A 25,764-nucleotide genomic window follows, 5' to 3' on the forward strand; every position below is an offset into this window, starting at 1 on the left:
ATCGTCGAAAAATCAACGACTTACGCGGATTCCTTTTTCATTATTTCTTTGTTCCGAAAATGGGCGTCATAACAAAATGGCTGTATTTGCCTGTTTAATGGTTCCCGATCATTTTTATCCCCGGCCGATATGAGAAACGCTCTTGTAGATCATTTTAGGTCCGAAATATATTATAACTACCACGGAGGTATTTTTATGAAAGATTACAGGAAATCGGTTATTTTGGGAATAGTGTTCTTTCTCTTGTTTCACTCTTCTGCGGCATTGGAGACTTGGCAAAAGTCAATTGGCGGCATCGGATCGGAACGGGGCAATGCCATTATTGCTCTTCCCGGGGGCGGGTTCGCTCTGACCGGGTATACATCTTCGTTCGGTGAAGGAAAGAAAGATGTCTGGTTTATCCGACTCACCGGGACCGGTGATACTCTTTTTACCCGGTCCTGGGGTGGTGGCGAAGACGACGAAGCTCATTCGGTGGTGCAAACCGCCGACAGTGGTTTCATTCTTGCCGGCTACACCGCTTCCTTTGGTGCCGGGGAAAAGGACGCTTATCTGGTGCGCCTTCGTAAAGACGGGGATACCCTCTGGACAAAAACCTTTGGCGACACGCTCGATGACATTGCTCATGAAATAATTGTATCATCCGACGGCGGTTTTGTTTTTACCGGCATGGCCGGCCGGGTAGTTTCTTCGGGGGCAATTTCCTTTGACTACAATTACATTTACCTTGTCAAAGTAAACAGCGCCGGTGATTCGCTGTGGAGTAAAACGATCAAATGCGCGTCCTTCGATGCAGGTCACTCCCTTTGCAAAACGCCGGAAGGCGGATTTATGATCACCGGATATCAGTCGTACGGTATGCAAAATGGCAGCCCCGGCGATTATGCGGATTTGGTTATTGTCAAAACCGACTCTCTGGGTGACACGCTCTGGACCCGGGTGTATAGCGGCCCGACAAATTACCGCTATGATGCCGGTAACTGTATCCGCCCCACTTCAGACAGCGGCTTTATAATCGCGGGCACCACCGAATCCTTTGGTCAAAACTATCCCGATGTATTCTTGCTGAAAACCGATGCCCGGGGCGACACACTTTGGACAAAATCAATCGGCTACACCTGGCCCGATTATGGTCATGCCGTTTTCGAAAGACCAATGGGAGGTTATTACATTGCGGGTTCCAGTATCCACCCCGATGAAAGCGAATTTACAACCAATATTTATCTGATCAAGACCGATGAATGGGGCGATACCCTCTGGAGCCGTCACTTTGGCGAGCTGAATGTCCGGGATGTGGGCATGGATGCAGCCCCAACCGGTAACGGGGGAGTGATTGTCACCGGCGCCTTTGGCGATTTTTCTTTTAGCGGTACCACATACGATGCGGCTCTCGTTTACCTGAATGATACTCCCGTTGCTATACAGACGGAAAAACCGGGGCCTGCAAAAAATTTATTTCCTCACAAAGAAACTATTCATGCCTGGGATCTCCGGGGAAGAAAAATCAATTATTCATCCATAACTTCACCGGGTGTATACATTATTAAGTACCGACAAAAAGCCCGGCGTTCCATGAAGAACATGATGCCCGACGGCCGGTCACGAATAATATATTGAACTTTCGAAAGGCCGAATTATTTGGAAAGGAATTCCATCCCTTTAAATCTCTTCTAAGGAAAATGCTTGATTATATGCTATGCCGAAAGGCTGGCATAGAAAGAGCAAATACCCGCAGGTCGTTACCTGCAACAAACCGTTTAGCCACACCGGGCAATGTGCATTCCACTTTGGCTCGGGACTTCCGGGTCGGACCACCAATAATCCTGTTTCCACTCTAAAATCGCCTATTCTTCCATTTTCTAACCGCTTAACCATCCTCTTACGCTTCGATTTGCCCCTCAAAATCTCCCTTGTAAGCCCTTGAAACTGACGCATTAATCGCTTAAAACCAAAAAATTATTACTTTAAAATCAGGTATTATATCGATCTGGGAATATGTAGCAGAACCCGGTTCAGGACCAAAACAATCGACTTCTGCGACGGATGAAGTTGTTTCAGGGGATATAGTCCGGTATCGTTCACTCTCCCAACGGCTCCTCCCCCGGCCCAAGCTTCCGGTTGCTTACCCGTTTGCCGGCCTTGTATTCCCTGAAAAAGCGGACCCGGCCGTCTTCGGAGTATACTACATATTCCCCCGTGCCCTCTCTCACTTTTCCCGAAAGCTTTCCTTTGGGAGTGAAAAAATCGGCATTCTCCATGGCGCCCTCGGAATACGTTGCCCAGTACCGCGCACTGCCGGAAAGGAAATATTCCCGTATTTCAACAATTTCACCGTTTTCGTATACCGTGCTGTCCTTGCGCGTCCCGTCTTCACGCCAGGTTTGACTCAGACCGTGTTGTTTGCCGTCTTTGGAGTTGCAGATTGCCTTTTTTTTACCATTTTTAAAAAAAGATTTTGCTTCACCATGAGACTTGCCATTTTTCATTCTGCTTAATGTAAGGGTGTCACCTTCATTCGACAAAGTTATGCTAAACCCATCCTGAATAGCCCTAACTTTAAGCTTTCCATCTGGGTAATACGTAAGTGATGTATCTGTGATCGAGCCTTTTTGATAGTGCATAACCGACATGAGTGTTCCGTCTTCATACCATTCGATCTGCTTTCCATGCAGTTCTCCGTTCATGTATCTGTCACATGCGATTGGTTTCCCTTTTTCACTCCATGTTGAGCATGTCACCATGGTATCGGATGAAACGATAGTTGTATCGCATACATATTCTCCACAAACTATACTTTGTAAAATTATTAGTAGCGTAAATATGAACTTAGGCATATCGTATCTCATTCCTTCTAAGGATCGTTCTTACTTCTCGAGAATAACTTGCTTTTGCCTGCTCAAGCCCCTCTACATTTTCTCCAAAACGAAGCACTCTCCTGATCCCCTCCTCAAGCAACTTACCATCGGGATCTTCAGAAACATAACTCACGGTACTCCGCAATATCCACTTCAATTCATGCCTGGACCCGGCGGATTTCAGCACTGTGATTATGGCATCAAAATCATCCGGTTCGACCGATGGTTTTCCTGTTCGTAATGAGCCGAAAAATGTAATGCTACAGGGAGTGTTCAAAACCACTATCTCGTTTGACCCTGCAAGATCAGATGGAATAATATATTCTACTTTGAGAGAGAGAAGGGGGTTCTCGGTTTTATTCCTCCGCCTGAAGAAGCCCTCCTGCGTTGATACTGTTTCTGGAATTAAGCGATCACGATCATTCTTTCCCCGCCACCGCCCCTTTCGACTCAAGATACCGGGCAATTTCAGCGTGTTCATTATATTCAGACATTCCCATTTGACGGGCTTCCTCGGTCCCGTATTGACGGGCAACATCCAGCGCGGTAAAGCCATCATCGGTTTTCGCGTTTATTTCCGCGCCATTCTCGGCACATGCCTTTACTGCATCGAGCCTCCCCGAAGCCGAAGCAACGATAAGCGGTGTGGCGCCATGCATGTTTCGAGCATTCATGTCAAGACCCATGCTGGCGAGAGTGCGGATCATCTGATCTTTCCCGGCCATTGCTGCCAGATGAATGCCGGTGCTGCTATCGATTGAAATCGCATGCTTGTTAGCGCCTTTTTCGACAAGGTATTTGACTATTTTTATTGATTCTGTTTCATTTTCGATTCTGTCCGCTTCAGATTTGAATTTTCGATGCTCTTTATCAATGCCGCGGCAGGCATAGAGGAACGGGGTCATGCCGCGCTCAATAGTTTTATCGACAATATTTACATCAGCACCCTTTTTTACTAATTTCGCCACCCTTTCATAATCTCCGGTCCAAGGTTTATGGCATGCCCAGAGCAATTCTCTCGATAGTCCAGCTTCGCTTTGATGTTGACACATAAAAGCGAAACAACTTATTGCTACAGCCACTACCTTTATCAAAATGTTAAAATCTACATAATTAATTGCCTTAATCCGGCATCCATCTGTCACTGAAGGACTGCTTTCCGGCTTCCGCCGGAATGACGGAAACCATATGCATTCAATTTTGTAGCTCTCAATAGTCATTTTTATTAGCTCCAAGGTTATTGATAGTGATACTTAATTTTCAGGTCATCAAATTCTTTTTGCTGCTTAAAATCTAATAGATTTGAAATGTCGACTTTCTCTCTTCCATTTTTAGAATCACCCATTTTCAAACCTTGGACAATTTTTTCAAATTCCATATCATGCCTGCAACTCTTCAACACCGTAATTACCGCATCTTCCTTATCCTCTTCGGAAAATCCGCCCAATCCGGCGCCGCCATGGCGCATTTCGTAGATCAGGTTCTGTTTCATCTGCCAGGTCGCATAATGCCACCGGTTATTGGCCTGGGATTCCTTGACAGCCCTGATCGCATTCTCCTTTTCGGCATCTTCGGTATTGACTCTCTTTAAATAATTATAGGTTGAGCGAAGTATCAAAAAATTGGAGTTGAATTGCTTGAATCCGGAATAGCCGGGAATAAACTTATCAAAGGTGTCATCGACCTCTTTTAATTTCCCAAGGCCTTTCACCATAGCCTCACGCGTATTATCCATGATTTCATCAAGACTTTCACTTCCTTCTTCCCACGCCTTCAGCAAGGTATTTCCTGCCAGAAAGCAGTTTGCCATGAGACCCTGAAACAAATCATATACATTATCTTGCAAAACATCACTGATATTCTTCCAGTTAAATGCATTAACCACAGTCCAGATAAATTTTGCACTATTGGCGACACTCACGTTTCCTTTGATATCGGTTCCCGCCCCGATTTTAAAGGCTGCACCAATCTGAGAATGATATCTGACTCTTCCATTAAAATAGCCAACCTTAAAACCCGCCGATATCCCCGCTCCTATTGCAGCCCAGGTGCCGAACGATGCGTCACCAAGCTCCTGCCAGTCCCCATCCTCCGGTTTCATATTATTTGCAGTATCATAATCATCAATAAGTCTCATTAAGAGTGATAATTTAGCATCGGCGTCAACCTTTGCGCCGGCAAAGAAGTCAACTCCGGCTTGTAGTCCCGCAGAAACAGACTCCTCACTGTCCGAAGGCTTATTCGCTTCAGGACTCTTGGGATCAAGCACCACACCGAGTTCAGCTTGAATCGACGCACACACGCCTACGAATGCAGAACCGGTAAACGCGATCTGAAACATTAAAAATGCACTACCACAATCATCATCAACGAACCCTGGATCCTTTGTCCGGAGAAAATCTATCAGGTCGAATCCGGATTCATTGGGCAAATTAACCTTGATTTCTCCCTGGGCCTGTGTCAGTGATGCACTTCCTTCAATTTTTGCGCCGGCCTTTATGCTTTTTTCATCACCCCATTTAATCGATGCCCCAAGGGCACCTTCATAGGAATACCGCAAGAACTGAGCACCAATGCCACCATCAAGAATCGTGTTGGATTCCCAGAAATCTTTCTTGAAATTCTCATTAAATTCTTTGCACCATTGCGACTCACCTTCACCAGGAGGAAAAAGCTTCTTTTCGAATAACTTGATCTCGAGTTCCTTGTGCGATCGATTGTTTTCTTTGCGATTTCCCTTTTCCTCTCCAAGCTCGCTGCGGAGCTTTCTGCCAACAGTTTTCCTGTCGAACCAGCGGTACCGTTTGGGAACGTTTTTGTTCCGTACCCGGATCATGCGTTTACCAGTCACCCACCAGTACTCCTGAATATTCCCTGCTTTCAGCTTATGCCCCATTGGCGATACATTTCCTTTTTGTTCCCGCTCATTGAGATATTTTCTCTTTTCTTCATCGATTTTTGAATCCAGTGAGGCGACAATATCATCAACCTTCTGTTCATCCCTTTCTTCGCAGATAACTCTCATCCAGTACATTACCGCATGAATGGTTGCCGCCCGCTTTTTGTCACTCATGTTTTCTTCCGATACAAAAGCTTTCATCCACGGAAGAAAGGCATCGAATATCTCGATCTCCCGTCGCATCGCTTTCATATCACCGGGAGAAATTATACCCAGTTCATCAGTCGACGTATTAAGGAATATCTCCCCATCCAGCACCGGCTCAAAACCATCTTTGTCAAGGGGCTTTTTCTCAACAACACTTTCATCAAAAACCGGGCACTCCTCTTTGGGGATAACTGTTGCCGTATCTGAGTGGGCCACCAGCACTGGCGCCTGCTCCGTATCCCAGAATGCGATTTCAACCCGGCGGTTCTCACGGGATGCGTAATTGTCCTTTCCGTCACCATCAAGGGGGAAAGACTCGCCGCAGGGATACACTCCCGAACCATCATTACCCCATGAGAGCTGCGGCAGTGTCCTTTTATCATCATCTTTACGATATGACTCTTCAATAAGAGAGCGCAAAACAGTAAACAGAGCCTCCCAGGTCTGTGGTCCCATCGCGCCGTCTACGCTGATCGATTTGCCGAAGCGCTCATTGAATTCTGCCTGAAATGATTTCACCCCTGCCTGCGTTTTCGGGCCGTCAGCATTGTCAACAGCCCCCGGGTCACAAGACCACCCAAAAGAATCGGTCAAGGACTTGAGACACAACTGATAATCCTGTACCTGATTTTTGTCACCAACAGCCTCCTTCCATAATGCAGCATCGTTCCCCAGAAGTGCCTTGACCGTTTGGGCACGCGCTTGCGATAATTCGTAATTGTACTGTTCCCTCCCCTCAGTATCGGTATGACCAAAAACAACGATCTCTTTCGATGGATTAGCCGCTGCGAAATTCAACGCGGCAACAACCGCACCGATAACCGTTGCATTTTCATCCAGGCACGGGACCGCACTGTCGCTGTTGAAAAGCACATCGGGAATTTCGACAAAATCCACATGTACCTTATCAACATGGGGCATCTCAAGGAGCGGACTTTCGAGCTCTTTGACCCCCTTGCTGTGTTCGGCGCGGAACAGGTAATGACATTTGGCTGATGGATCCTCGCACCAGGCGTCATAATATTTTTCGCCATAGTAGAGCGTTACCTCAACTTCGCCTTCACCGTTATCATCGAGGAACAACTCAGGGAACTGCTTCAGGTCTTCATCCTCGCCTTCATGACGGACAAATATTTTGAGTTTCACCCGTTTACGGGCGGTATCCTTGAGGAATTCGGCCTTTACAAAAGCCTTGCAGGCCTCGTTGAACCGGTAGCCGTTGGGCCCCGGACGCCAGGCGCCCTCGACCAGCCGCACCTCAGTCGTGTCTTCCTTTGCCACGGTCGTGATTATTTCGACTTCTTTTGCCTCAACACGTTCTTCTTTTTTACCCGCGCCAAAGCCAAAACCGGGCTCATTGATATCGTGCCATTCTTTCGGCATAAGTATCTCTCTGTTTGACAAATAATGATTTAAGCGTAGCTGCTCAGGTCCCTGTGGACGATTCCCGGCGTCAATCCGGTAAAAGCCGGAATCCTGTCGAATTCTTGCCGGAAACAAGATGGATTCCGGCTTTCGCCGGAATGACGAACCCGACCCACCTGAGTAGTTACATGAAAATACCAATTGTTACCGCGAGATGTCTGTGACCGTGATCACATTTGGGACAATCGATGAAAATTTCCGGCGCACGTTTCTCACACCAGCCGCAAAAACCGCGACCCCTCATACTTCTTTCTCCGCCCATGCTCGTATTTCTGCGCGCAGGAGAGCAGATACAGGATTTTCTCGGCACGGGTGACTCCCACATAAAAGAGCCTGGTCTCTTCATCGATATCACACTCTATTGGCGGCGGTTTTTTGCGCAGGATATAACGGCGGAAGACATCGTTCCAGTTACGGATCCTCTGTGATTTACGCAGTCGGTAATTGGGGAAAACCCCTTCTTCGAGGTCGCATAAAAATACCACGGGAAATTCGAGCCCCTTGGCGCCGTGAATTGTGGAGAATACCGGAAAGTTTTCTTCTTCAATGCCCGAAGTTTCAAACTGCTCCCGTGTCCATTCGAGGGTCTGGTTGACCCGGAAAAGCAAGGCCGTCTTACAGGGAGGTATAGTATGCCGTTTCTGGACCTCCGACAATTGACTTTGTATCCAGATCACCATATCTTCCTGGGTGTTGAAATGGCTTTTTGACGGTTTAGGATAGCGCCTGGCCTCTCCTAAAGAGTACATACCCGAGTGAAGCACTTTTCGGAGCTCCTTTGGCTTGGAGCGGAAAATTCTGTTTGCCGTATGCAACACGGCGGGCACGCTCCGGTAATTGGTCTCGAGCTTGTAAATTTTCGCTCCCGGGAAATGGGTTGTAAAATTCATGATCGGCCCGATATCCGCGCCCCGGAATCCGTAAATCGCCTGATCGTCATCACCCACGGCAAAGAGTGAACTGTTCGGTGCACAAATTTTTTTGAGCAGGTGTATCTGCAGGGGATTGGTATCCTGGAATTCATCAACCAGTATGGCGGTGTATTTTCGCTGATAATGGCGCGCAATATCCTTATGGTCCCCGAAGAGTTTCAGTGTCATTCCTATCATGTCCGCAAACTCCCACCGGTTCTCCCGGAACTTGGTCTGCTTCAACCGGTTATCGATTGTGGTAAGAAGGTTTCTTTTCTGAATCGCAAGACCTGCAAGCTTATCCGCAAAGACATGGAGTGTGGAGAGGAGGGAATCCAGTTTCAGGAGGTCTAGCCCGAGGGCGAGACGTTCCTGTTTTGAACTGCACCGGGCGAGCATTTCGAGTCGTTCCTTTTCCGGAAGCAGCGAGGGTTCTTTGCTGTATCCCAGGCGCTCGAAATTTCTTTGATTGGCCACTTTATCTTTGAGCACGCCGAGGCCGAAGCCGTGAAAGGTGGTGATACGGGGCATATTTTGCGAAGGATCGATACCGTCGAGAATCTCTATCCGCTCGGCCATTTCCTTTGCAGCTTTACGGGTGAATGTGAGCGCCAGGATCGCCTGTTGCGGGCAGCGGGAATGGGCGAGAAAAGCGATTCGCCGGGTCAACACCGCGGTTTTGCCGCATCCGGCGCCGGCCAGCACCAGGACCGGTCCCCGATGTCTGGTGGTTACTGACGACAGCTGTTCATCATTGAGTTGACGGGTAAGTGATTGAATTACGGCATCGTGGCTCATTCATAATAAAATAGTTTGCCGTCAACCGACGTTGTATTACTTCCGGCTGCTTACGGAATCGTAGGTGTCCATTGGTAAAACCGGTATCCTCCCTCTGTGCATTCGTAATCTTTTTCGGCAATTTTGCCTTTGTCTGAGACGGCGACGGCATCTTTTCTTTTCAAATGGTGTTGTTTATTAAAAGTAAGCCTGTTGACAAAACCACCATTTTCATCGAAAACAACAACCTCTGCCCGACCTTCCAGGTCTACCCGGACAAATACCTGCCGGTTATCGACGACATTGAGGACCCGGGCACAAAGGAGCCGGTCGGCGGCGCCGTAATCAAAGGAGCACATCACGCCACGCCGGTTGGAAAGGGAAATGCTATAGGGGGCCCAGCAGGTAGATTCCTCTGAAAGAGAATCCTGCATGGCGGCGACAGGGGGTGGAAGGTGAGATCGTGATTTAGAAATCTTTTTGGTAATATTGCGGTAGACCGGACGGTGCAGCCGGACTATATGTTTTTTCGTGGTAAGATCCCGGATTTTAGCTTTTTGCTTCTCCCCGTCTTCATTCATAATCCATACCACAGGAACCGCGGCGCCGCTTCGAACACTCGAATTATGGTCTAATATCATCGCTTCATAGGAGACGCGCTGTTCATCCCGGAGCTTCTGTTCAAGCATTGGCCCTGAAGGTTGCGGAGCATAGTAGAAATAAGACCGCTTCCTCACCACGATTTCCCTGTTTTGATAATCCAGAATACCGTAAAAAAGTGTCCCCAGACTGTCGACCCAGGGAGGAAATCCCCACTGAGCGGTCCGTTCAAAGGTATACTCCCGGGTTCCCCGCTTTTCCAGCACGGTTTCTCTGATCGTTTGTTTAAGAAGCGTATCCAGCCGGAGAATATTCCCGGCTTCATCACACAAAAGCACCTGCTGATAATATTCCGAACGTTCGGAACCGGTTGATGCCTTGAGGCCGTAATAGTACCGCTCTCCTTCCCGCTGCACCACCGACAGCGGTTCTATAAGAAATTTTTTTATTCGAAGACCTTCCCTGACCTTGACGCCAGGAAAAAAGGAGCCAAACCGTTCTTTCTGCTCCATGATAGTCGGCGAAGTAAAACTGTATCGTTTTTCCAGCGACCACCATCGTGTTTCTGTCTGAAGATCGAATCCGACAAGCCCCGGTTTGCTGTAGGTTCGCTCCACCATTTCACTGGTAAGTGTATTATAAGCTATATTGAGTATCTGTGTTGCGGATGGATCGCCATACTGCTTTGCTTCATCCCCGCCAATTTTTCTCATTCGTTTTTTTGTAATTTTATTTCCATATATCTCATTGGGGGTTTTATTTTTATAATACAATATTGTAGATCTGTCGGTGGGATAAGCGAGTGAAAGCCGGTTGGGATTACCGGGCTTGAGACGCCTGTTCTGTTGATGGAGCGAATGCGAATGCAGCAGTGTGCCTTTTTGATCGTAGAGCGCATAGCCGAAACGGGAATAAAAAAGAAGGTTATTGTTTTCGACTAACACCGGTCCCGAAAGCAGATCGACCAAGGCGATATCACGGGAACAATAATACAGATTATCGGGCTTGTCGTTAAGCCTGACAGTGAATAAAAGCGTATCTTCCCCGTGATGATCTGAAAAGCAAAGGGCCCCTTTGATAGTGAGGAAACTGATGAGGAACAGCAAGTATGGCTTCACGGCATGCCCTTCTTGAGGGGAAAAGAAAATATCCGATACCGCCCCCCGGCGGAAAATATTCATATATTTATAGACATTAAGTAGTTTATAAAATAAAATTTTACTATATATCAAAAAACAAAACAATAGCTCGATCGATTTATTTCTTTGAGGGGGTCCTATGCCTCAGACAGCCAACCGAAAACCTATCGGTAATTTTTTCATTAAAAAGCCTCTTCAAATGCGGCTGATTTCAAAAATTGTTCTTGCGGTTATCATTTCGACACTTGTATGCTCCGGAACCCTGCTTTTCACCTACTTGCTGAAATATCAGAGTACCGCCTTTTATCGGGTGATTCTCGATCATAACATGGATATCCCGCCGCGGGAAAATATCATCTTCATCATTTTGCCCAGCCTTCTGATCAGCGCGGTGGTGAACATTCTGGTCGCAGCCGTTATCGGCTTGTGGGCCTCACGAAAGTATGCAGTGCCGATCTACAAACTCGAACAGTGGGCCGACCTTCTGAAGGACGGTAATCTGACTGCCAAACTCCGGTTCAGGGAAAAAGAGGAATTTAAAGAACTCTCCTCCCACTGCAACAAGCTTAGTGAAAATCTTCGAGAAAAATTTCTTGAAATTAAAACGAGTTCCGATTCGCTGAAGGAGCGGGTGGAGGATTCCGAGGAGTTGGCCCATATCGACGACGTACTGGAAGGTCTGGAGCTGGAAACGAAGCCGATCGAAGTCCATACGACGTTTCATCGCATAAAGTCGGCCGGAAACCAGGGACCTACCCCGCCTTCCGGAAATAAGGCGTAAGCAGGTTTTCAACATAGTCTGCAATTGCAAGCGCCGAGGTGAGTCCCGGCGATTCGATACCTGCCAGATTGACAAATCCCGGCAAGGCGCGTGCGCTTTCTTCGGCAATGATAAAATCCCGAGACGGTTCTTGAGGTTTCTGAAGTTTGGGGCGGATCCCCGCCATGTCCGGTGACAGATCATCGGGAGAAATAAAGGGGAGAAAACGCGCCGCGCTTCGAATAAAATCTTCTTTGTGACCCGGATCGACATCATACTCCAGCGAATCAACATAGAATGCATTGGGTCCCATTTTTATGGCGCCGTCAAGGGTGAGGACCGCATGGAGGCCCAGACTGATTTGAGTGGGAGCAGGATAGACAAGATGAGTGAGTTTGCCTTTATGACGGTTTGAGACGCTGAAATATTCTCCTTTGCAGGGATGAATTCTGTAGCCGCACGAATCGATATCAAGCCCGGCCATCGATGCAATCCTGTCCGCATGCACTCCGGCGGCATTGACAACCATGCGTGATCGAAAAGCAAAATGTTCCCCGTCAACATCCTTGATATCAAGAGAATACCCATCTTTCTCCCGGCTAACCCCCGCTACAGAACAGTTATAGGCCACAACCGCGCCCTTATCGCCGGCCTCCCGCTCCAGTGATTTCATGAGTGCATGGGTATCCACAATGCCGGTCTCTTTGCTTAAAACCCCCCCCTGTGCAGCAACATGGGGCTCCAGACGCGATATCTCAGCGCCCTCCAGCATGCACAACCCCTCAACACCATTGAGAAGCCCCTGATTATAGACCGCCCCGACCCTGTCGACTTCCTCCGTGCTTCCGGCAACCACCAGTTTCCCGGTCTTTTTAAAAGGGATATTCCTTTTTTCACAGTACTCATAGAGTAATCTGTTCCCGGCAACACACATCTGTGCTTTCAGAGAACCTGAGGGATAATAGAGCCCGGCATGAATGACTTCGCTGTTTCGCGAGGAGGTTTCCCGTCCGAAGCCGTCATGACGCTCCACGACGACAATGTCCCGCTCCGAACGGGCAAGTCGTCGGGCTATCGCCAGACCCACAACTCCTGCTCCAATGATAGTAATATCGACCTGTTCCATGTATGATTCCGATGAGAGGGGGGTAGATTATGGGAATAAACCGTTTGCATTATCCCCATTAAAAAACCGAAAGAATGGAATGTACCTCTCCTGCAGGTGTACAATCCGCTCTTTCGGTAGAAAGCTGCCTGAAAAAAAAAATTAGAATCTTATGGAAATCAGAAGCACCTCTGCCAGTCTTTATACTGCTTGTCCTTTTTCTTCATCCATTCATCAAGATCGGGCGGGAGATCACAGAGTTCATTTTCTATCAATTCACAATAAGCCAGCGACATATTCATAATCGACAATGGCAGGGTCTCGAGACGATTTCCCTTGAGGTACAGCTCCTTGAGCCCGGTCATCGACGAAATATCTTCGGGGAGACTCTTGATCTTGTTATTCTGCAGGTGAAGGTACCAGAGCTTTTCCATGCCTACCACCTGCCCGGGAAATTCGTACAGCGAATTATTGCCCAGATCGAGCTTTTCCAGCTCGGTGAGGTTGGCAAACGACTCGGGCAGCCTCGAAAGATCGTTGCCTCTGAGATCAAGATTTTTCAGTTTGGTAAGGTTACCGATCTCTGCAGGAATCGACATAAGCGTGTTATGAGCAAGATTAAGCGACTGAAGTTCCGATAATTTCCCGATAACCGGAGGTATCCGGTCCACGAAAGATTCAGCGAGATCCTTGGAACTCAAATCAAGATGCGTAATCCTTCCGTCTTTGGATTTTGTTATGCTTTCAATGCTGACACCGGTAATGCCATTGCTGTCCAGAATTGCCCGAATTACCGAAACATCTTCGAGATAATCTCCAGCCATGCCTGTTGTTGCCAGCGCAAAGACGACCAATAATATCATTCGCCTCACAGGTCCTCCTTTGTTGAGGTGATTATGTGCGCCACACCTTTCTCTTGTAAACTGCCCCTGCTTAGATAAATATATGATGCACATGCTAATATCAAGAATTTTCGATTGATATATCAATCTCACCGTTATTAAAATGATTTTACGCCTTTGCCTGGGCAAAATATTTATCTGTTTTCAGTGTAACCGAATTAAACCTGATTCGGCAGGGCTGTTCTTTTGACTCCAATATAATTACGATTCACCGCTAATCTGTAGTGATATTTTATTTGCAACAAAGGAGGCCGGACTGGCCGAACAATCGGTAATTCATTATATATCAAACGCTTACAGGCTCCGACGAATTACAAAAGTGTTTTTTCCATGACATGTTGACATTTTTTTCTTTTTCGGGTATAATTAATACATAAAAATGCTGGTATTTTAACAAAAATTTCAGTCTCCACCCGAGGCTGGGCCGTGAGTAAAAATTCTCATGGCCATTTTTATATATCTCCTTGTAGATAAATAAGATACATTAAGCATATTGATAGGTATATGTGTTAGAAAAGAAGTTCATGGAAGGTTTGATGCATGGCTATAGAACGAACTGAAACACCTCAATTCATCTATCTTTTGTACCGCAGAGAAGGTCATCATGATTTCGAAAAAATGAAAAAGGAGTTAAGCTGTTTTTCCAGCAAATTATCGGTGCCCAAGGATATTGTGCTGGACCTCAGCCACCTGAATACTATCAGCTCTCCCGAGATGGGAGCCATCGTACGGCTTGCGGCCGATTTGAAAGGGACTGGAAGGTATCTTCGCCTGATCCCGAGTCCGAAAATAAAGGGGGTTATCGAATCGAGTAATATCGGCAAACTCGAACATCTTGTTGTATACGGTAACCGTGAAGTATTTGTAAATCAACTTAAAAAGCTCAAATCACAGATGTCCTCCCCATCTGAACAAAGCAACGCCGGCAAATAAAATACCAGGACATAAATGGCCCTTTCTATACCATATAAAACTACTGTTGACTTTGATTTTTATTTTTTTCTTGACTGAGCCCCACCTCACATGATATACTTCATATTTACTGCACATATTTTCAAAGGCGAATGAGTCATGGAGATCTACACAAAACCCAATGGTAAGCATATAACATTCGAACTTGCAGGCGACATGAGAGGAAGGGATTTTGTAGACCTTCTGGAAAAGATGCGCGAATCCGCCTATCCAAAATGTATTGTCGACCTGAGCCGTCTTCATTATATCGACAGCCAAGGGCTTGGGGGACTGATTTATTCCAATAAAATTCTCAGCATGGCCGGCAAAGAGCTCGTCCTGGTATCGCCTCAGCACTATGTCCGGAAAATATTCAACGACTATTCGCTGGACCAGGTACTGAATATTGCCGACCCTGAACCGGTACCCTGTTAAATGCATTTAGCATTTTTATCCCCAAAGCGTTGACAATTTTTTTCTATCAACGTATTTTACAATGTCTTGAAATTGATATTTTCGCTAATCACTGCTCAGTAGCTCAGTTGGCTGAGTCCCGATCGCATCGGGATTAACCACCGGGTCGAGCAAAATTTGAAATAATGTACTGCTCAGTAGCTCAGTTGGCAGAGCAGGTGGCTGTTAACCACCGGGTCGGGGGTTCGAGTCCCTCCTGAGCAGCCAAAAAGGCCCTTGTTCCAAGTACAAGGGCCTTTTTTTTGTTATGATCTGCCTTTATCTAAAAGCCCCTATTATGAGCAAATTCACCGTCTATATCCTCTACAGCTGCAGCACCGATAAATACTATATCGGACACACCCAAAATCTCGAAGCAAGAATTCAAAGCCACAACGATTCCGATATATCACTTGGAAAGTACACTCGCAAAAACGGCCCCTGGGAACTCGTCTACAAAGAAGATTCATTCAATACCCGGTCGGAAGCTATTAAGCGGGAAAGGCAAATCAAAAGCTGGAAAAGCAGAAAACAGATTGAGCGGTTAGTATCCTGTTCCAGGTTCTCCATCGTACAGTAGTTGCATATAATTAGCCTGCACATGCTGCCTGTTTCCATCGTGTTACACCATCTCATCACCGAACTTCACTCCATTTCTTTACTCTGATTCTTATCAGCAGTAAACACTTTTCTAATTTTTTTCTTGTATATAAAGTTAATATTAACTTAATTTATTGCCGGAGGCTTTGATTTTGACTGGTGGTGTATTTACGAAATTATTTACAGGAGTGTTCAGTGGAAATTTACAAAACATGCTTATCGCCTGTCTACTATTCATCTTTCATTCCCCTTATATTATCAGGTAAAAGTGATCTGCCGCCTTGCGGTAGCAGGCATTCCGTTTTGTTCAAGGCTCATAATTGCCGTATAATTTTCTCGGCTTTTACAACAGAATATTTCAGAATAAATTCAAGGAGTAACCTGTGAAACGTTTATTGTCCGTCATTATTCTTTTTGCACCGCTGGTACTCTTCTTTACACCGGTTTTGGGAGAAGAAAAAGAAAAAACGGAAATTTCCGATTCAGTTTCAGTGAAAGACACCACTGCAAAAAAGCGACCGGCACAAATGTCCGAAAGCGACGATGATTCATTTCATGCAGCCGATTCGGTGACGCTCGACGGTGGGGTGGTTCGAAAAGAAACCCTCGAAAAACCGCCACCCACTCAGTCGGACAGCCTCAAAGAACCCGAAACTGTGCAATCCGACAGCCTCGCGGATTCGACTCTCAGTACCACCGATGAGATAAAAACGGAAATCCCTGAATTCGATACGGTCCCCCGGATGCTATCAATTTCGGTAAAGGTAAACAATATCGATCCTGAAGAAAAGTTTAAAATGAAGGTAGGCGATAATATTTCCGAAAATCACACCGCTTATTTTACCCTCATTGCCTCTTCCGTCCGTGCAGAATTCAAATATTCTGCAATTAAATCGATTCAGCGTATTAAAATCAATTTTCTCGGAGATTCACTTGTTCTCGACACGGCCGAATTCGACAAAATTGTGCTTTCAAAGTGGAGTTTCGATCCTGTGGGCGGTGAAATACGCCTGTTGCTCAAACTGCCGGATATAGGCTGGGACTGTGTACTTAAGGGAAAAGAGTTATTTAAATCCGAAGTGCCGGTAGTTAAATTTAACGGAGAAAAAATGCCCTCCCGTTTATCCACCAAAGATATGAATTTAAATATAAATAGGAAATCGCCCAACAAACTTACCATTGGGGCAACAGTGGATCTGCAGCAGACCGATATTACCTTGTCGTGCCCCGATCCTCTTGGGCCGCCGGAAATAACCTCCATAGAAGGCGGCAGAGGGAAAATCGTTCTCGATGAAAAACGGAAAATTGCCTATCTTGATGTTACTCCCCGTAAAAGCAGGATCAAAGCGGTTATTGTTACCGGTGTCAAATACGGTCAGCTTACCATTACCGACAATACGACCAACCGGATTACCGTAGGCATTACTACTACCGGTGTCGATACGGTCATGCTCAAGACCGACCGTCTTTTTGATGCCCGGCTAACCAAACGCGGTTTTCCACCCTACCGGACTGCAATCGAAACTCATTATGAAGATACGACGATCACGATTGCCTGGTCGCCACTCGAACAGCAGAAGATCGTTCTCCGCAGCATGGCGCTTCCGGGATGGGGGCAACGCTATTCGCAGCGCAATATCAGATGGTATATCTGGCCGGCCGCCCAAGGTGCGGCAGTGGCTGTCACCGGTATTTTTGCGCTTATTACCCATGCCTCATATGATAACTATAAAGAATACAATTCGAAATATCTGAGTGAACTGGATCAGAAAAAACGGAATGAATATTTCGACAAAAGAGAAAGGGCTGCAGGGGTCTACCGGTTTGCCCGCCCGGCAACGATGGTCTCACTGATTGCGGTTGGTGCAGTCTATGGGATCAATATTGCCGATGCCGCGTTTTTTTCTATCGGCCCCGATACAAAAGTCGCTCTGCAGCCCGGCCCCCGTTCTTTTGCCCTGGTACTCGATTTTTAACCGTTGGAGTAGATACAATGAAACAAAAGCTTTTTGTCCTGTTTCCGGTTGCAATGCTGTTTTTCGTACGATGTCTTCTGGAAAACAAGTTGCCCGACACGCTTCCGGTCTCGCCTTTCGATTCCAACCCCCGGATTGTCATTGATGCTGTTTCGCCGGATGAAATCGATTCGGTAATGACAACAAATACTCTTCAACTCACCCTGACGGCACCCCATAATGAAGATTTTATGGAATATCATTACAGTATTTCCCTTTCCGACCATAGTGGTCCTGAAGTGTACAGCTTAATTGCCAATCCATCGCATTTCATGGTCGGAGCTCTCAGCGAGACACTGCCGGGGCAATATTGGATCCTGAAAATCTACGGCAATTACCGCCAAAACACCCTTGCTTCCGATACAATAATAAAAACATTTCGGGTTGATGAAACCCGGCGGGTGTTTCAATTTTCACCCTCGATCGTAACGCTTTCCCGGGTTACGGGATCTCAGTTCTATCTGGATTTGATACTCGACCAGACCCCCGACACAATTATGAGTATGGAAATAACTTTCAACTATAAAGTCGACTCACTGAATCTGGATAGTATATCCATACTTCAAAGCGATTCACTGTATTATTTCAAGGCAGCAGAGGGTATGGCTGCCAAGGTGGAATCTCATAACAGCAAAATGGGAATCTGCACACTTACCTGCGGCATGCACAGTGGTAATACCGAAGGCATTGCCGGTTCCGGCAAAATTGCCAGGGCTTACTTTACGGCCCGCACAACGGGAACCACAAGCATTATCGTTTCTTCGGTAAGGCTTGCCGATATTCACAACCAGATCACGGCATGTGCCGGAAATAACGCTTATATCGAAATTCTCCCATAAGGAGCACTACAATGTACAGAATGAAATATCTGCTGGTATTATTAACTGCCGGAAATCTTTTTGCGCAGAACCACGCACCGTCAATTTCATCGGTGAATGTGACAGGAGGATACCATGCCGATACGGTTGCTGCGTCATTTATACTGGCCGACTGGGAAGGCGATGTCTGCACCCTCTCTGTTGAGTACTCTCCCGACAACGGTTCCGTATGGTATCATGCAACCGTAAAGGATTCGGTCTTTATCCCCAATCTCCCTTCAGAAACACTTCAGTGGATCAGCTTTACCGATATCGGCCTGATTGATGTCGACAGCGTAAAAATACGAGTAACTCCCTACGACAGCGATATTGGCACTCCCCGAACAAGCAATTCCTTTGTCATCAGAAATTTTTCAATGCACGACTACGATCCTCATGTTCCCCAAACATCGGTGACCAATGTCACGCTCAATTCCGATTCAATCACCACCGACACGGTAACCGGATCCTATCAATTTACAACTGCTTATGGCCGAAGCTGCTCGGTGCATGTCTATTATTCGACCGATAATGGCACAAACTGGACCCGTGGTCAAAGCGATCTCACTGTGGCAACCGAGAATTCCGGGGCCAAATCGTTCAAATGGTATTCCAGAGAAGATCTTCCCGATTATGAAGCCGACGGGGTTCAACTCAAAGTAGTACCGGTTGTAAGGGCCGACGGCAATACCGGGACGGGTACGGCATCGGGCAAATTCCTGCTTGATAATAAAGCCCCCGATTTTTTCTGGGCGGGAGCAAAAGCAGGGTCAAACAAAATATATCTGCAATTTTCCGATGATGCCGATTCAAACGAAATTGTCGAGGCATCACGGTACACCATGAATTTCGGGCGAAGCATTGTTGATCTGGTCTATGATACAGTTGATTTTTCAACCTCCGCCCCGATTACCATCAGCTATTGGGTACGCGCCGGTCCCGAACTGCCCGACAGCATTTCAAATGAATACTTATATGTTTATTATCTTAACAATGTTAATACCTGGACTCTGATCAGAACAATCAAGCCGGCTCAGGCTTCAGGCTTTACACAGTTTACCGATGTAATTACCGATACCGATGCCTATCATAATAATTTCAGGCTTAAATTTGAAGAGCCGCTCCACAGCGGCACTGCCGCAGACAATTATTATATCGATGATATTGTAATCAGTAACAACACACAGGTATTTACCGACAGCTTTCCTACATCGTCGATTTCACCAAGCAAATGGGACACCCTTTCCGGAATTTCCGCAAGTTCAAGTTACCGCCACTCCTACAGTTATTCCATGAACTTTTACGGAAGTAACAGACCGAGAAAAGCGGTTACCATGCCCATTTCAATCGGGTCGAAAGGTTATGCCTACAGCTATATCGCCGAGACCGATGCCAATCTTCTTCAGGACCTGAACTATACACTGACAATCGATACACTTTTCGATACTCTCCACAATTACAGTCTCTCTCCTGTTTCCGACACTTTTGTTTGCAAAGTCGACAGTTCATGGCCGTCCCTTATCCTGAGTAGTGACCGGTATCTTTCTTCTCAGGAAACCATTTCATATAGCATTCGAAACAGCGACAGCGGTGTGGTATCAATCGATTCGATTGAGTTTTTTGTTCCCGGTGAAGGCTGGGCTGCGGCGTCAACAATCGGCAATGTGACTAATTTGACTTCTTCCGGTTATGCGGGCACTTTTATCTGGGATACCGAAGCCGACCTTCCCGGACGACGGCTCAACGGAGTAATGCTGAGAGCAAATGTTACCGACACGACTGTTTCGGGTCCTTTTGCGCTTCTAAAAAACCTCCGGATCAGCAACAACAGTGCGCCATCGGTCATCATTTCATCCCCCCAGTCAACTTCAGCCGATTCGGTTACAATCAGCTACAAAATTACCGATCCTGATAACGACAGCGTTTCCTTTAACATCTACTTTTCCGGCGACGGCTCCACCTACTACCCCGCGACAACATCAGGATTGACCACCGAATTGCCCTCAGGCGGCAATGCAGGAACATTTAAATGGCTCTGGGCCCGGGATTTGGGAACGAATAAAATCACCGGATCCCTGTATGTCAGGGTAATCCCCCACGATGAAGACTACGGCAGTGCAGCTACAACAGAGGTATTTATTAACAGCCTTCAGGTACCAAGCATCTCTCTTTCCGATCTTTCAGGTGAACAGAGCGGCGATATCACCATATCCTATGCCATCACCGATACCGACAACAGTACAATCACGCTGCTTTGCTATTATTCAACAAATGGCACAACCTGGCATTCCGCCACGGTCGGGGGAGCAACCAGCGGAATTCTTCCCGCCGCCTATAGCGGTTCGGTTATATGGGAGTCTTCCACCGACCTTCCCGCAACCTTCGATGCTGGCGTCTATTTTAAAATTATCCCCTGCGATTCCTCGGTCGGTATAGAAAATGTAACCAACAGCTTTTCTCTGGACAATAATGATCTACCGACCTGCACCCTCGTTCCGGTGTCCGGTACCCAGAACGGGTATGTCTCTCTTAAGGCGCTTATCACCGATCCGGAATATGACAGGATTAACCTCGACCTTTACTATCGCGGCAACGGATCATCCATCTGGCGCCGGGGATCGCTGACACAACCATCTACGATCGACAGCGCAGCATATTCAAACGATACAATCGCCTTTACATGGCGTAGTTCTTCCAATTTGAATACTTATTCCGATTCCGTTTCGGTTCGCGTTGCAGCAATCGATCAGGACACCGGCACCTGGGACACGCTCACCTTTTATCTTGATCAATCCAGCCCTTCCGCCAGGCTCGTTCCCATTACCGAAACGCAGCATAACAACGTACCGGTCACGTTTTCTCTCTCGAGCACCAGTTTCGATTCGATCACGGTTTTGCTCCAGTTTTCCACCGATGGGTATTCCTGGGATACTGCATCACTGGTATCCGACACGACTTTCCCGCCCCGCGCCGATTCCGGTTCCCTGGTCTGGAAGACCTCCACCGACCTTTCAGCCTATGAAGGTCAGGTAAGATTACGAATCAGAGCGATAAACCATACAGTGGGAAGCTACAACACCGGGAATTATTTCATGCTCGATAATAACAATCCACCCACTCTCGAACTTGCTCCTGTTGCCGGGGTTATCCGCAATGATGTCCAACTTAAGGCAACGATCACCGATTCTGAAAGTGATACCGTAACTGTCCAGTGTAAATATATGCTTCGAGATGTTCCAATCTGGTTTGATGCTTCTCTGAGAGACACCTCGGCACTCTATACCTACGGTATCCTCAGAGACAGCGGTACAAGCTCCTATTCAAACTATTCACTATGGTTCAAGGCACCCGACGGCACCGAGATTACCGGGTGTTATGTGACATTTAATAATCGAACAAGTGACGCCGCCTATATTTACGGTGAGAGTAATTCACAATTATGGTATCGGTACGGAAGCAGTTATGATGGGAAAGTGCAATTCTCAACAGGCCAGGATTCAATCCGGATGCGTCTTAATACGAGTTCCTATTCCAGTTCCCTATATCGCCATCTTGAAATAGATACGATTTATACAACCACATCACCGGGATTTATCAAGGGAAGCCCCGAAGGTAATCCGGTCTCCTTTGTCTGGCAAACCCGGAAGAACATTCAGGATTATTCCGATACAGTGAAAATCCGAATGTCGGCATCGGATGGAGATATCGGCGTATGGGATACCATCAGCTTTGTACTCGATCAGAATGGGCCTTCAGTTTCAATCGGCAACATAACCGGCGAGCAGAGCGGTGATGTCTCTATCCCCATATCTATTCACAATTTCGGTGGTGATTCACTTACCCTCGACGGTTACTATTCACTCAATGATGGCTTAAGCTGGACAGAAGCCCGGATTGGAGGCACCCACTCTTATGGAGCCAACGATGCAGTTGACACTCTTGTCTGGCATTCACAGGAGGACACAACCGGAATTCATGCTAAAAATACCCGGATCCGGTTCCGCGTTACCGCCCCGGAAGTCGAAAGCTACAGTATCAGTAATCTATTTACCTTAGACAACAATGAACCTCCAAGCATCTCATTAATGTCCTTTGACCTGACCGATGACAAATATATTTCACTCCATTCATCTGTCGGTGATATGGAATCAGATACACTGTCCATTATCATGCAGTATCGGATGGAAGATTCCATTCTGTGGCATGATGCGACAATCAACGGGATGATCTCCCGACTAAATCCTTCCCATTATCTCCCGCGAAAAGTTGAATTTAACTGGTGGGTGCAATCCGATCTCACCAACTATGTCGACAGTATTCATATCCGCGCCGCCGCTGTTGACGCCGATACCGGTGACTGGGACACCTTGACTTTTTACCTTGTCCAGGATGCCCCTGTGTTAAGCATTTCACCGCTTATCGGTGAAAAGAGCGACACAATACCACTCACAATCAATGTAACGGATATCTACGATTTTGATGTCTCCGGCGCAATTGAATATTCTATCGATGATTCAATCTGGAATCCGGCAACGTGTGATACCCTTGTTATTCCCGCGGGAAGCGATTCGGTAACCGTAAACTGGATGTCATTCTTTGATATTCCATCAAGCGACGAATCCCGGGTACGGTTGCGCGTGCGGGCGATTTCACCGAAATCCGGCATGTGGAGGAGTTCCACATGGTTTGCAGTCGACAATAACCATCCTCCCACACTTACGTTCACCGCCTCAGCCGATTCCCTGTGCGGTCAAATTCTCTACAATGCCATGCCGCTTGGATTTACCGTAAACGATCCGGAACAGGATTCAGTCATCCTTTCCGCTCGGATCAGAATCGGAACAGAAATAGCGTACTCGTCTTTTTCCCTCCCCGAATCGCTCTCGATCCTCGATTCGACGGAATATGACAGCCTTTTGTACATCTCATATTTTCCATCATCTTTTGGAGATTCCATTACCATGAGCATTGCCCTGGCCGCGGCCGACAATGACACCGGGACTTCAGACACCCTCAGCCTTACCTACAGACGTCTCGTAGGTGATTTTAATGCCAATGGAACGATTGATCTTCAGGACCTCGACACCCTTGCCCTGGCCTGGAACCGGAAAGACTATGCCAAAAACCTCGGGCCTGTTGAAGGATCATTTCCTTCTGTTGCTATCATTCAGGACAGCACATTCGATCTTCATGACCTTTCCTCATTTATTACTTCCTGGAACTGGTGCAGGAAACGTGAAGGAACGCTTGTTCCTCTTGCAAAGAGGAAAAGCGATGACAACAGAGAACAACCGGTTGTGACAACTGCCGATGTCGTACAAGAATGTTTTATGATATCTCCAGCCGACAGCTTTCCCGGATCACATGTATCGTTACAATATACCGATGAAACAACTATCCGGATGCTGGTTCGCTTTCCGGTATCGGATGTCATTTCCGGAGGCTTCAGGGTCGATGCATCGGATGGTATTCGTATCGACTCGGCTGCAGGGATGAGCGGCGGTTTCTGTTTTAATCGCAGGCTCGATACCGGGCCTGGCCATGTGGTCTACCGCGCGCGGCTCGGAGACGGCCATGCATCGAACAATACCGTTTTTTATCTGAATGTTGAAGATCCATCCAGGCCGGTCTCCTTTGATGTAAACTGCCATGCGATTACTGCTGACGGCACCACGTATAATACCGGCGGACAATTCGATCTCAAATCACTGTTACCGCAGAAATTTCGCTGTACCGGCAATTTCCCTAACCCCTTCAAAAAGAGCACCATGTTCCGTTACGAACTTCCGGTCCACAGCGCTGTCCGGTTCGCCATTTACACCTCGGCCGGAGAACTGGTAAAACAGTTTGTTTTCAGACGCAGGCTTGCAGGGTACCATACGCTTCAATGGAACGGAACCGATACCCGGGGCAATCCGGTTGCCAACGGACTCTATATTTTTTCAGTGAACGCCGTTGGGAATGGAAAGAAATTTTCTAAAACCTCAACCCTTATTATTCAGCGATAACGCTGCTGTTGACCGCCTTGATTATTCTGTCGACCTGGGTGTCGGATAAGGTATGATTAATCGGCAGGAGGTAATGACAATGCAAAAGCTCACTATTCTGCCGGGAGTCTTTAAACCACCACCGATCTTTTAACATAAACCCCCGTACTCCATGCTGTTGTAAGAAACGTTGGAATTTCTCTTGACTATCGACGACAACCGGAAATCCGTATAAGGCTTGTGCTAAAAAGCACTCCCGGGGTAAATCAAACAGATACCGCGAATCGAGCCGTTCCAGATAGTGCTGCGCTATCGCTTTTCTTCGCTCGTAAATTTTGTTGAAATCCAGCCGGTTGATTATTTTTGCTGTTGAAGGAGAAACATGGGTCATGGTTTCGGTATAGTGATCCATGAGAAAGGGGTAGTAATGACGGCTTTTGCCAGCAAAGAACGAAACAAGACGCTGCAGGTATGGAACCGTTGTAACAGTCGAGCAGAGGTGTTCGGTGATTAGTTTCATGCGAAAACGGGTGTGCAGCTCTTTGCTTGCACGGCTTTCCGATACATAGGTACAATCATTATCTGGTTCCGACCGTGGGAATATCATCAGGGAACCTTCAGCAACCCCTGCTATCTTAGAAAAGGAAAATCCACAGATGTCACCGCTGTATACAAGCGTATCACAGGGAACCGTGTGAGCGAAATCTTCAAAAAAGATTGTTTGAGCGGGAAGGATTTCTTTCAGAAGATTGATATTCTCTTTGACATATGTCCCGAAATAGTGGATATAGACAAATACTTCGGGGTTAAAGTCTGAGATACAGCGCTGTAGCTGATCTTTTTTCAATTTCAAGGAGAGCTCGACAGGATAATAGCCGATTTCAAAATTGAGTTTTTTAAAGGGATCATGAATACCCTGAGGCACGTACTCCGGCAAAAGTACCCGTCTGAAAGGCTTCTGCCTGAAGTACTCATAGATGCCCTGTCGTAATGCCGGATAACACCATTGTTGTGTACTGAAATTCCGTATCGGCGTTTCCAGCAGAAAGGGCGGTTTCTCAAACTGACGGTCATTGGTTATCATTATCAGGAAAAATAGTATTTTTAGACATCCAAAAACCGTGAGACCCTTCCGCGGGCAACGCTTCCTTTCGGACAGGTGAATTAATTAATTTAATTGCATGCCGGCATTTCCATTCAAAAGACAGAAATATCTCTTCTATTCCATACTTTCCGCGGCGATTCTATTCCGCTTATGGCTTGTTTTCAGCTTGCCGCTCGGAGCAGAAATCCGGTATCGCTTTGAAGGGCTCAATGATGA

General features: G+C 46.8%; 17 protein-coding genes and 1 tRNA gene. 9 read left to right on the top strand and 9 right to left on the bottom strand.

The genetic code is table 11. The features are described 5' to 3' along the window. Positions 1–195: 195 nt before the first annotated feature. Positions 196–1,617, top strand: coding sequence for a hypothetical protein (locus tag GF401_14920; protein ID MBD3346345.1), 1,422 nt, complete (start codon positions 196–198; stop codon positions 1,615–1,617). Between the two features lie 461 nt (positions 1,618–2,078). Here GF401_14920 and GF401_14925 read toward each other — a convergent pair whose 3' ends face one another. The 6 genes from GF401_14925 to GF401_14950 all read right to left on the bottom strand — a co-directional run bounded on the left by GF401_14925 (position 2,079) and on the right by GF401_14950 (position 10,792). Then, positions 2,079–2,846 (bottom strand): hypothetical protein, encoded by a 768-nt coding sequence (locus GF401_14925; protein MBD3346346.1) that lies wholly within the window; start codon positions 2,844–2,846, stop codon positions 2,079–2,081. Continuing rightward, positions 2,827–3,132 carry a hypothetical protein gene (locus GF401_14930; GenBank protein ID MBD3346347.1) on the bottom strand — a complete coding sequence of 102 codons (306 nt, stop codon included), beginning with the start codon at positions 3,130–3,132 and terminating at the stop codon, positions 2,827–2,829. Before GF401_14930 ends, GF401_14925 begins: the two co-directional genes overlap by 20 nt. Before the next feature lie 142 nt (positions 3,133–3,274). After that, a complete protein-coding gene (locus GF401_14935; protein ID MBD3346348.1) occupies positions 3,275–4,075 on the bottom strand; it encodes a hypothetical protein in 801 nt (266 codons plus the stop codon). Between the two features lie 17 nt (positions 4,076–4,092). Beyond that, positions 4,093–7,344, bottom strand: coding sequence for an OmpA family protein (locus GF401_14940; GenBank protein MBD3346349.1), 3,252 nt, complete (start codon positions 7,342–7,344; stop codon positions 4,093–4,095). A 254-nt stretch (positions 7,345–7,598) separates the two neighbouring features. Then, entirely contained in the window at positions 7,599–8,276 is a 678-nt protein-coding gene (locus GF401_14945) for a hypothetical protein (GenBank protein ID MBD3346350.1), read from the bottom strand. Positions 8,277–9,145: 869 nt separating this feature from the next. Continuing rightward, positions 9,146–10,792: a hypothetical protein gene (locus tag GF401_14950; protein ID MBD3346351.1), complete on the bottom strand. Its 1,647-nt coding sequence runs from the start codon at positions 10,790–10,792 to the stop codon at positions 9,146–9,148. Between the two features lie 160 nt (positions 10,793–10,952). On the opposite strand from GF401_14950, the gene GF401_14955 reads away from it, so the two are divergent. Continuing rightward, positions 10,953–11,594 (top strand): hypothetical protein, encoded by a 642-nt coding sequence (locus GF401_14955; GenBank protein ID MBD3346352.1) that lies wholly within the window; start codon positions 10,953–10,955, stop codon positions 11,592–11,594. Here GF401_14955 and GF401_14960 read toward each other — a convergent pair. Together GF401_14960 and GF401_14965 are read right to left on the bottom strand one after the other, a co-directional pair. Continuing rightward, a complete protein-coding gene (locus GF401_14960; GenBank protein MBD3346353.1) occupies positions 11,566–12,699 on the bottom strand; it encodes an FAD-dependent oxidoreductase in 1,134 nt (377 codons plus the stop codon). The genes GF401_14955 and GF401_14960 overlap by 29 nt on opposite strands. A gap of 158 nt (positions 12,700–12,857) precedes the next feature. Next, complete coding sequence (locus GF401_14965) at positions 12,858–13,634, bottom strand: hypothetical protein (protein MBD3346354.1); 777 nt, start codon at positions 13,632–13,634, stop codon at positions 12,858–12,860. Between the two features lie 486 nt (positions 13,635–14,120). On the opposite strand from GF401_14965, the gene GF401_14970 reads away from it, so the two are divergent. The 7 genes from GF401_14970 to GF401_15000 all read left to right on the top strand — a co-directional run bounded on the left by GF401_14970 (position 14,121) and on the right by GF401_15000 (position 24,464). Next, a complete protein-coding gene (locus GF401_14970) occupies positions 14,121–14,513 on the top strand; it encodes a hypothetical protein (protein MBD3346355.1) in 393 nt (130 codons plus the stop codon). 138 nt (positions 14,514–14,651) lie between these two features. After that, on the top strand, positions 14,652–14,966 hold the full coding sequence (locus tag GF401_14975; GenBank protein MBD3346356.1) for an STAS domain-containing protein: 315 nt from the start codon (positions 14,652–14,654) through the stop codon (positions 14,964–14,966). Between the two features lie 170 nt (positions 14,967–15,136). Beyond that, a tRNA-Asn gene (locus GF401_14980) sits at positions 15,137–15,212 on the top strand. A 70-nt stretch (positions 15,213–15,282) separates the two neighbouring features. Beyond that, complete coding sequence (locus GF401_14985) at positions 15,283–15,564, top strand: GIY-YIG nuclease family protein (GenBank protein ID MBD3346357.1); 282 nt, start codon at positions 15,283–15,285, stop codon at positions 15,562–15,564. Between the two features lie 403 nt (positions 15,565–15,967). Then, positions 15,968–17,560 (top strand): hypothetical protein, encoded by a 1,593-nt coding sequence (locus GF401_14990; protein ID MBD3346358.1) that lies wholly within the window; start codon positions 15,968–15,970, stop codon positions 17,558–17,560. Positions 17,561–17,577: 17 nt separating this feature from the next. Beyond that, positions 17,578–18,438, top strand: a complete 861-nt coding sequence (locus GF401_14995; protein MBD3346359.1) for a hypothetical protein — start codon at positions 17,578–17,580, stop codon at positions 18,436–18,438. Positions 18,439–18,449: 11 nt separating this feature from the next. Next, a complete protein-coding gene (locus GF401_15000) occupies positions 18,450–24,464 on the top strand; it encodes a hypothetical protein (protein ID MBD3346360.1) in 6,015 nt (2,004 codons plus the stop codon). On the opposite strand, the gene GF401_15005 is transcribed toward GF401_15000, so the two are convergent. Beyond that, complete coding sequence (locus GF401_15005; GenBank protein MBD3346361.1) at positions 24,451–25,527, bottom strand: hypothetical protein; 1,077 nt, start codon at positions 25,525–25,527, stop codon at positions 24,451–24,453. The genes GF401_15000 and GF401_15005 overlap by 14 nt on opposite strands. Positions 25,528–25,764: the final 237 nt, after the last annotated feature.

This window comes from Chitinivibrionales bacterium (genome assembly GCA_014728215.1).
Classification (GTDB): domain Bacteria; phylum Fibrobacterota; class Chitinivibrionia; order Chitinivibrionales; family WJKA01; genus WJKA01.

Coding starts and splice junctions, on each gene's coding strand:
- GF401_14920 (MBD3346345.1), top strand. CDS start 196: ATGAAAGATTACAGGAAATCGGTTATTTTGGGAATAGTGTTCTTTCTC.
- GF401_14925 (MBD3346346.1), bottom strand. CDS start 2,846: ATGAGATACGATATGCCTAAGTTCATATTTACGCTACTAATAATTTTA.
- GF401_14935 (MBD3346348.1), bottom strand. CDS start 4,075: ATGACTATTGAGAGCTACAAAATTGAATGCATATGGTTTCCGTCATTC.
- GF401_14940 (MBD3346349.1), bottom strand. CDS start 7,344: ATGCCGAAAGAATGGCACGATATCAATGAGCCCGGTTTTGGCTTTGGC.
- GF401_14945 (MBD3346350.1), bottom strand. CDS start 8,276: ATGAATTTTACAACCCATTTCCCGGGAGCGAAAATTTACAAGCTCGAG.
- GF401_14955 (MBD3346352.1), top strand. CDS start 10,953: ATGCCTCAGACAGCCAACCGAAAACCTATCGGTAATTTTTTCATTAAA.
- GF401_14960 (MBD3346353.1), bottom strand. CDS start 12,699: ATGGAACAGGTCGATATTACTATCATTGGAGCAGGAGTTGTGGGTCTG.
- GF401_14965 (MBD3346354.1), bottom strand. CDS start 13,634: ATGTGCATCATATATTTATCTAAGCAGGGGCAGTTTACAAGAGAAAGG.
- GF401_14970 (MBD3346355.1), top strand. CDS start 14,121: ATGGCTATAGAACGAACTGAAACACCTCAATTCATCTATCTTTTGTAC.
- GF401_14975 (MBD3346356.1), top strand. CDS start 14,652: ATGGAGATCTACACAAAACCCAATGGTAAGCATATAACATTCGAACTT.
- GF401_14985 (MBD3346357.1), top strand. CDS start 15,283: ATGAGCAAATTCACCGTCTATATCCTCTACAGCTGCAGCACCGATAAA.
- GF401_14995 (MBD3346359.1), top strand. CDS start 17,578: ATGAAACAAAAGCTTTTTGTCCTGTTTCCGGTTGCAATGCTGTTTTTC.
- GF401_15000 (MBD3346360.1), top strand. CDS start 18,450: ATGTACAGAATGAAATATCTGCTGGTATTATTAACTGCCGGAAATCTT.
- GF401_15005 (MBD3346361.1), bottom strand. CDS start 25,527: ATGATAACCAATGACCGTCAGTTTGAGAAACCGCCCTTTCTGCTGGAA.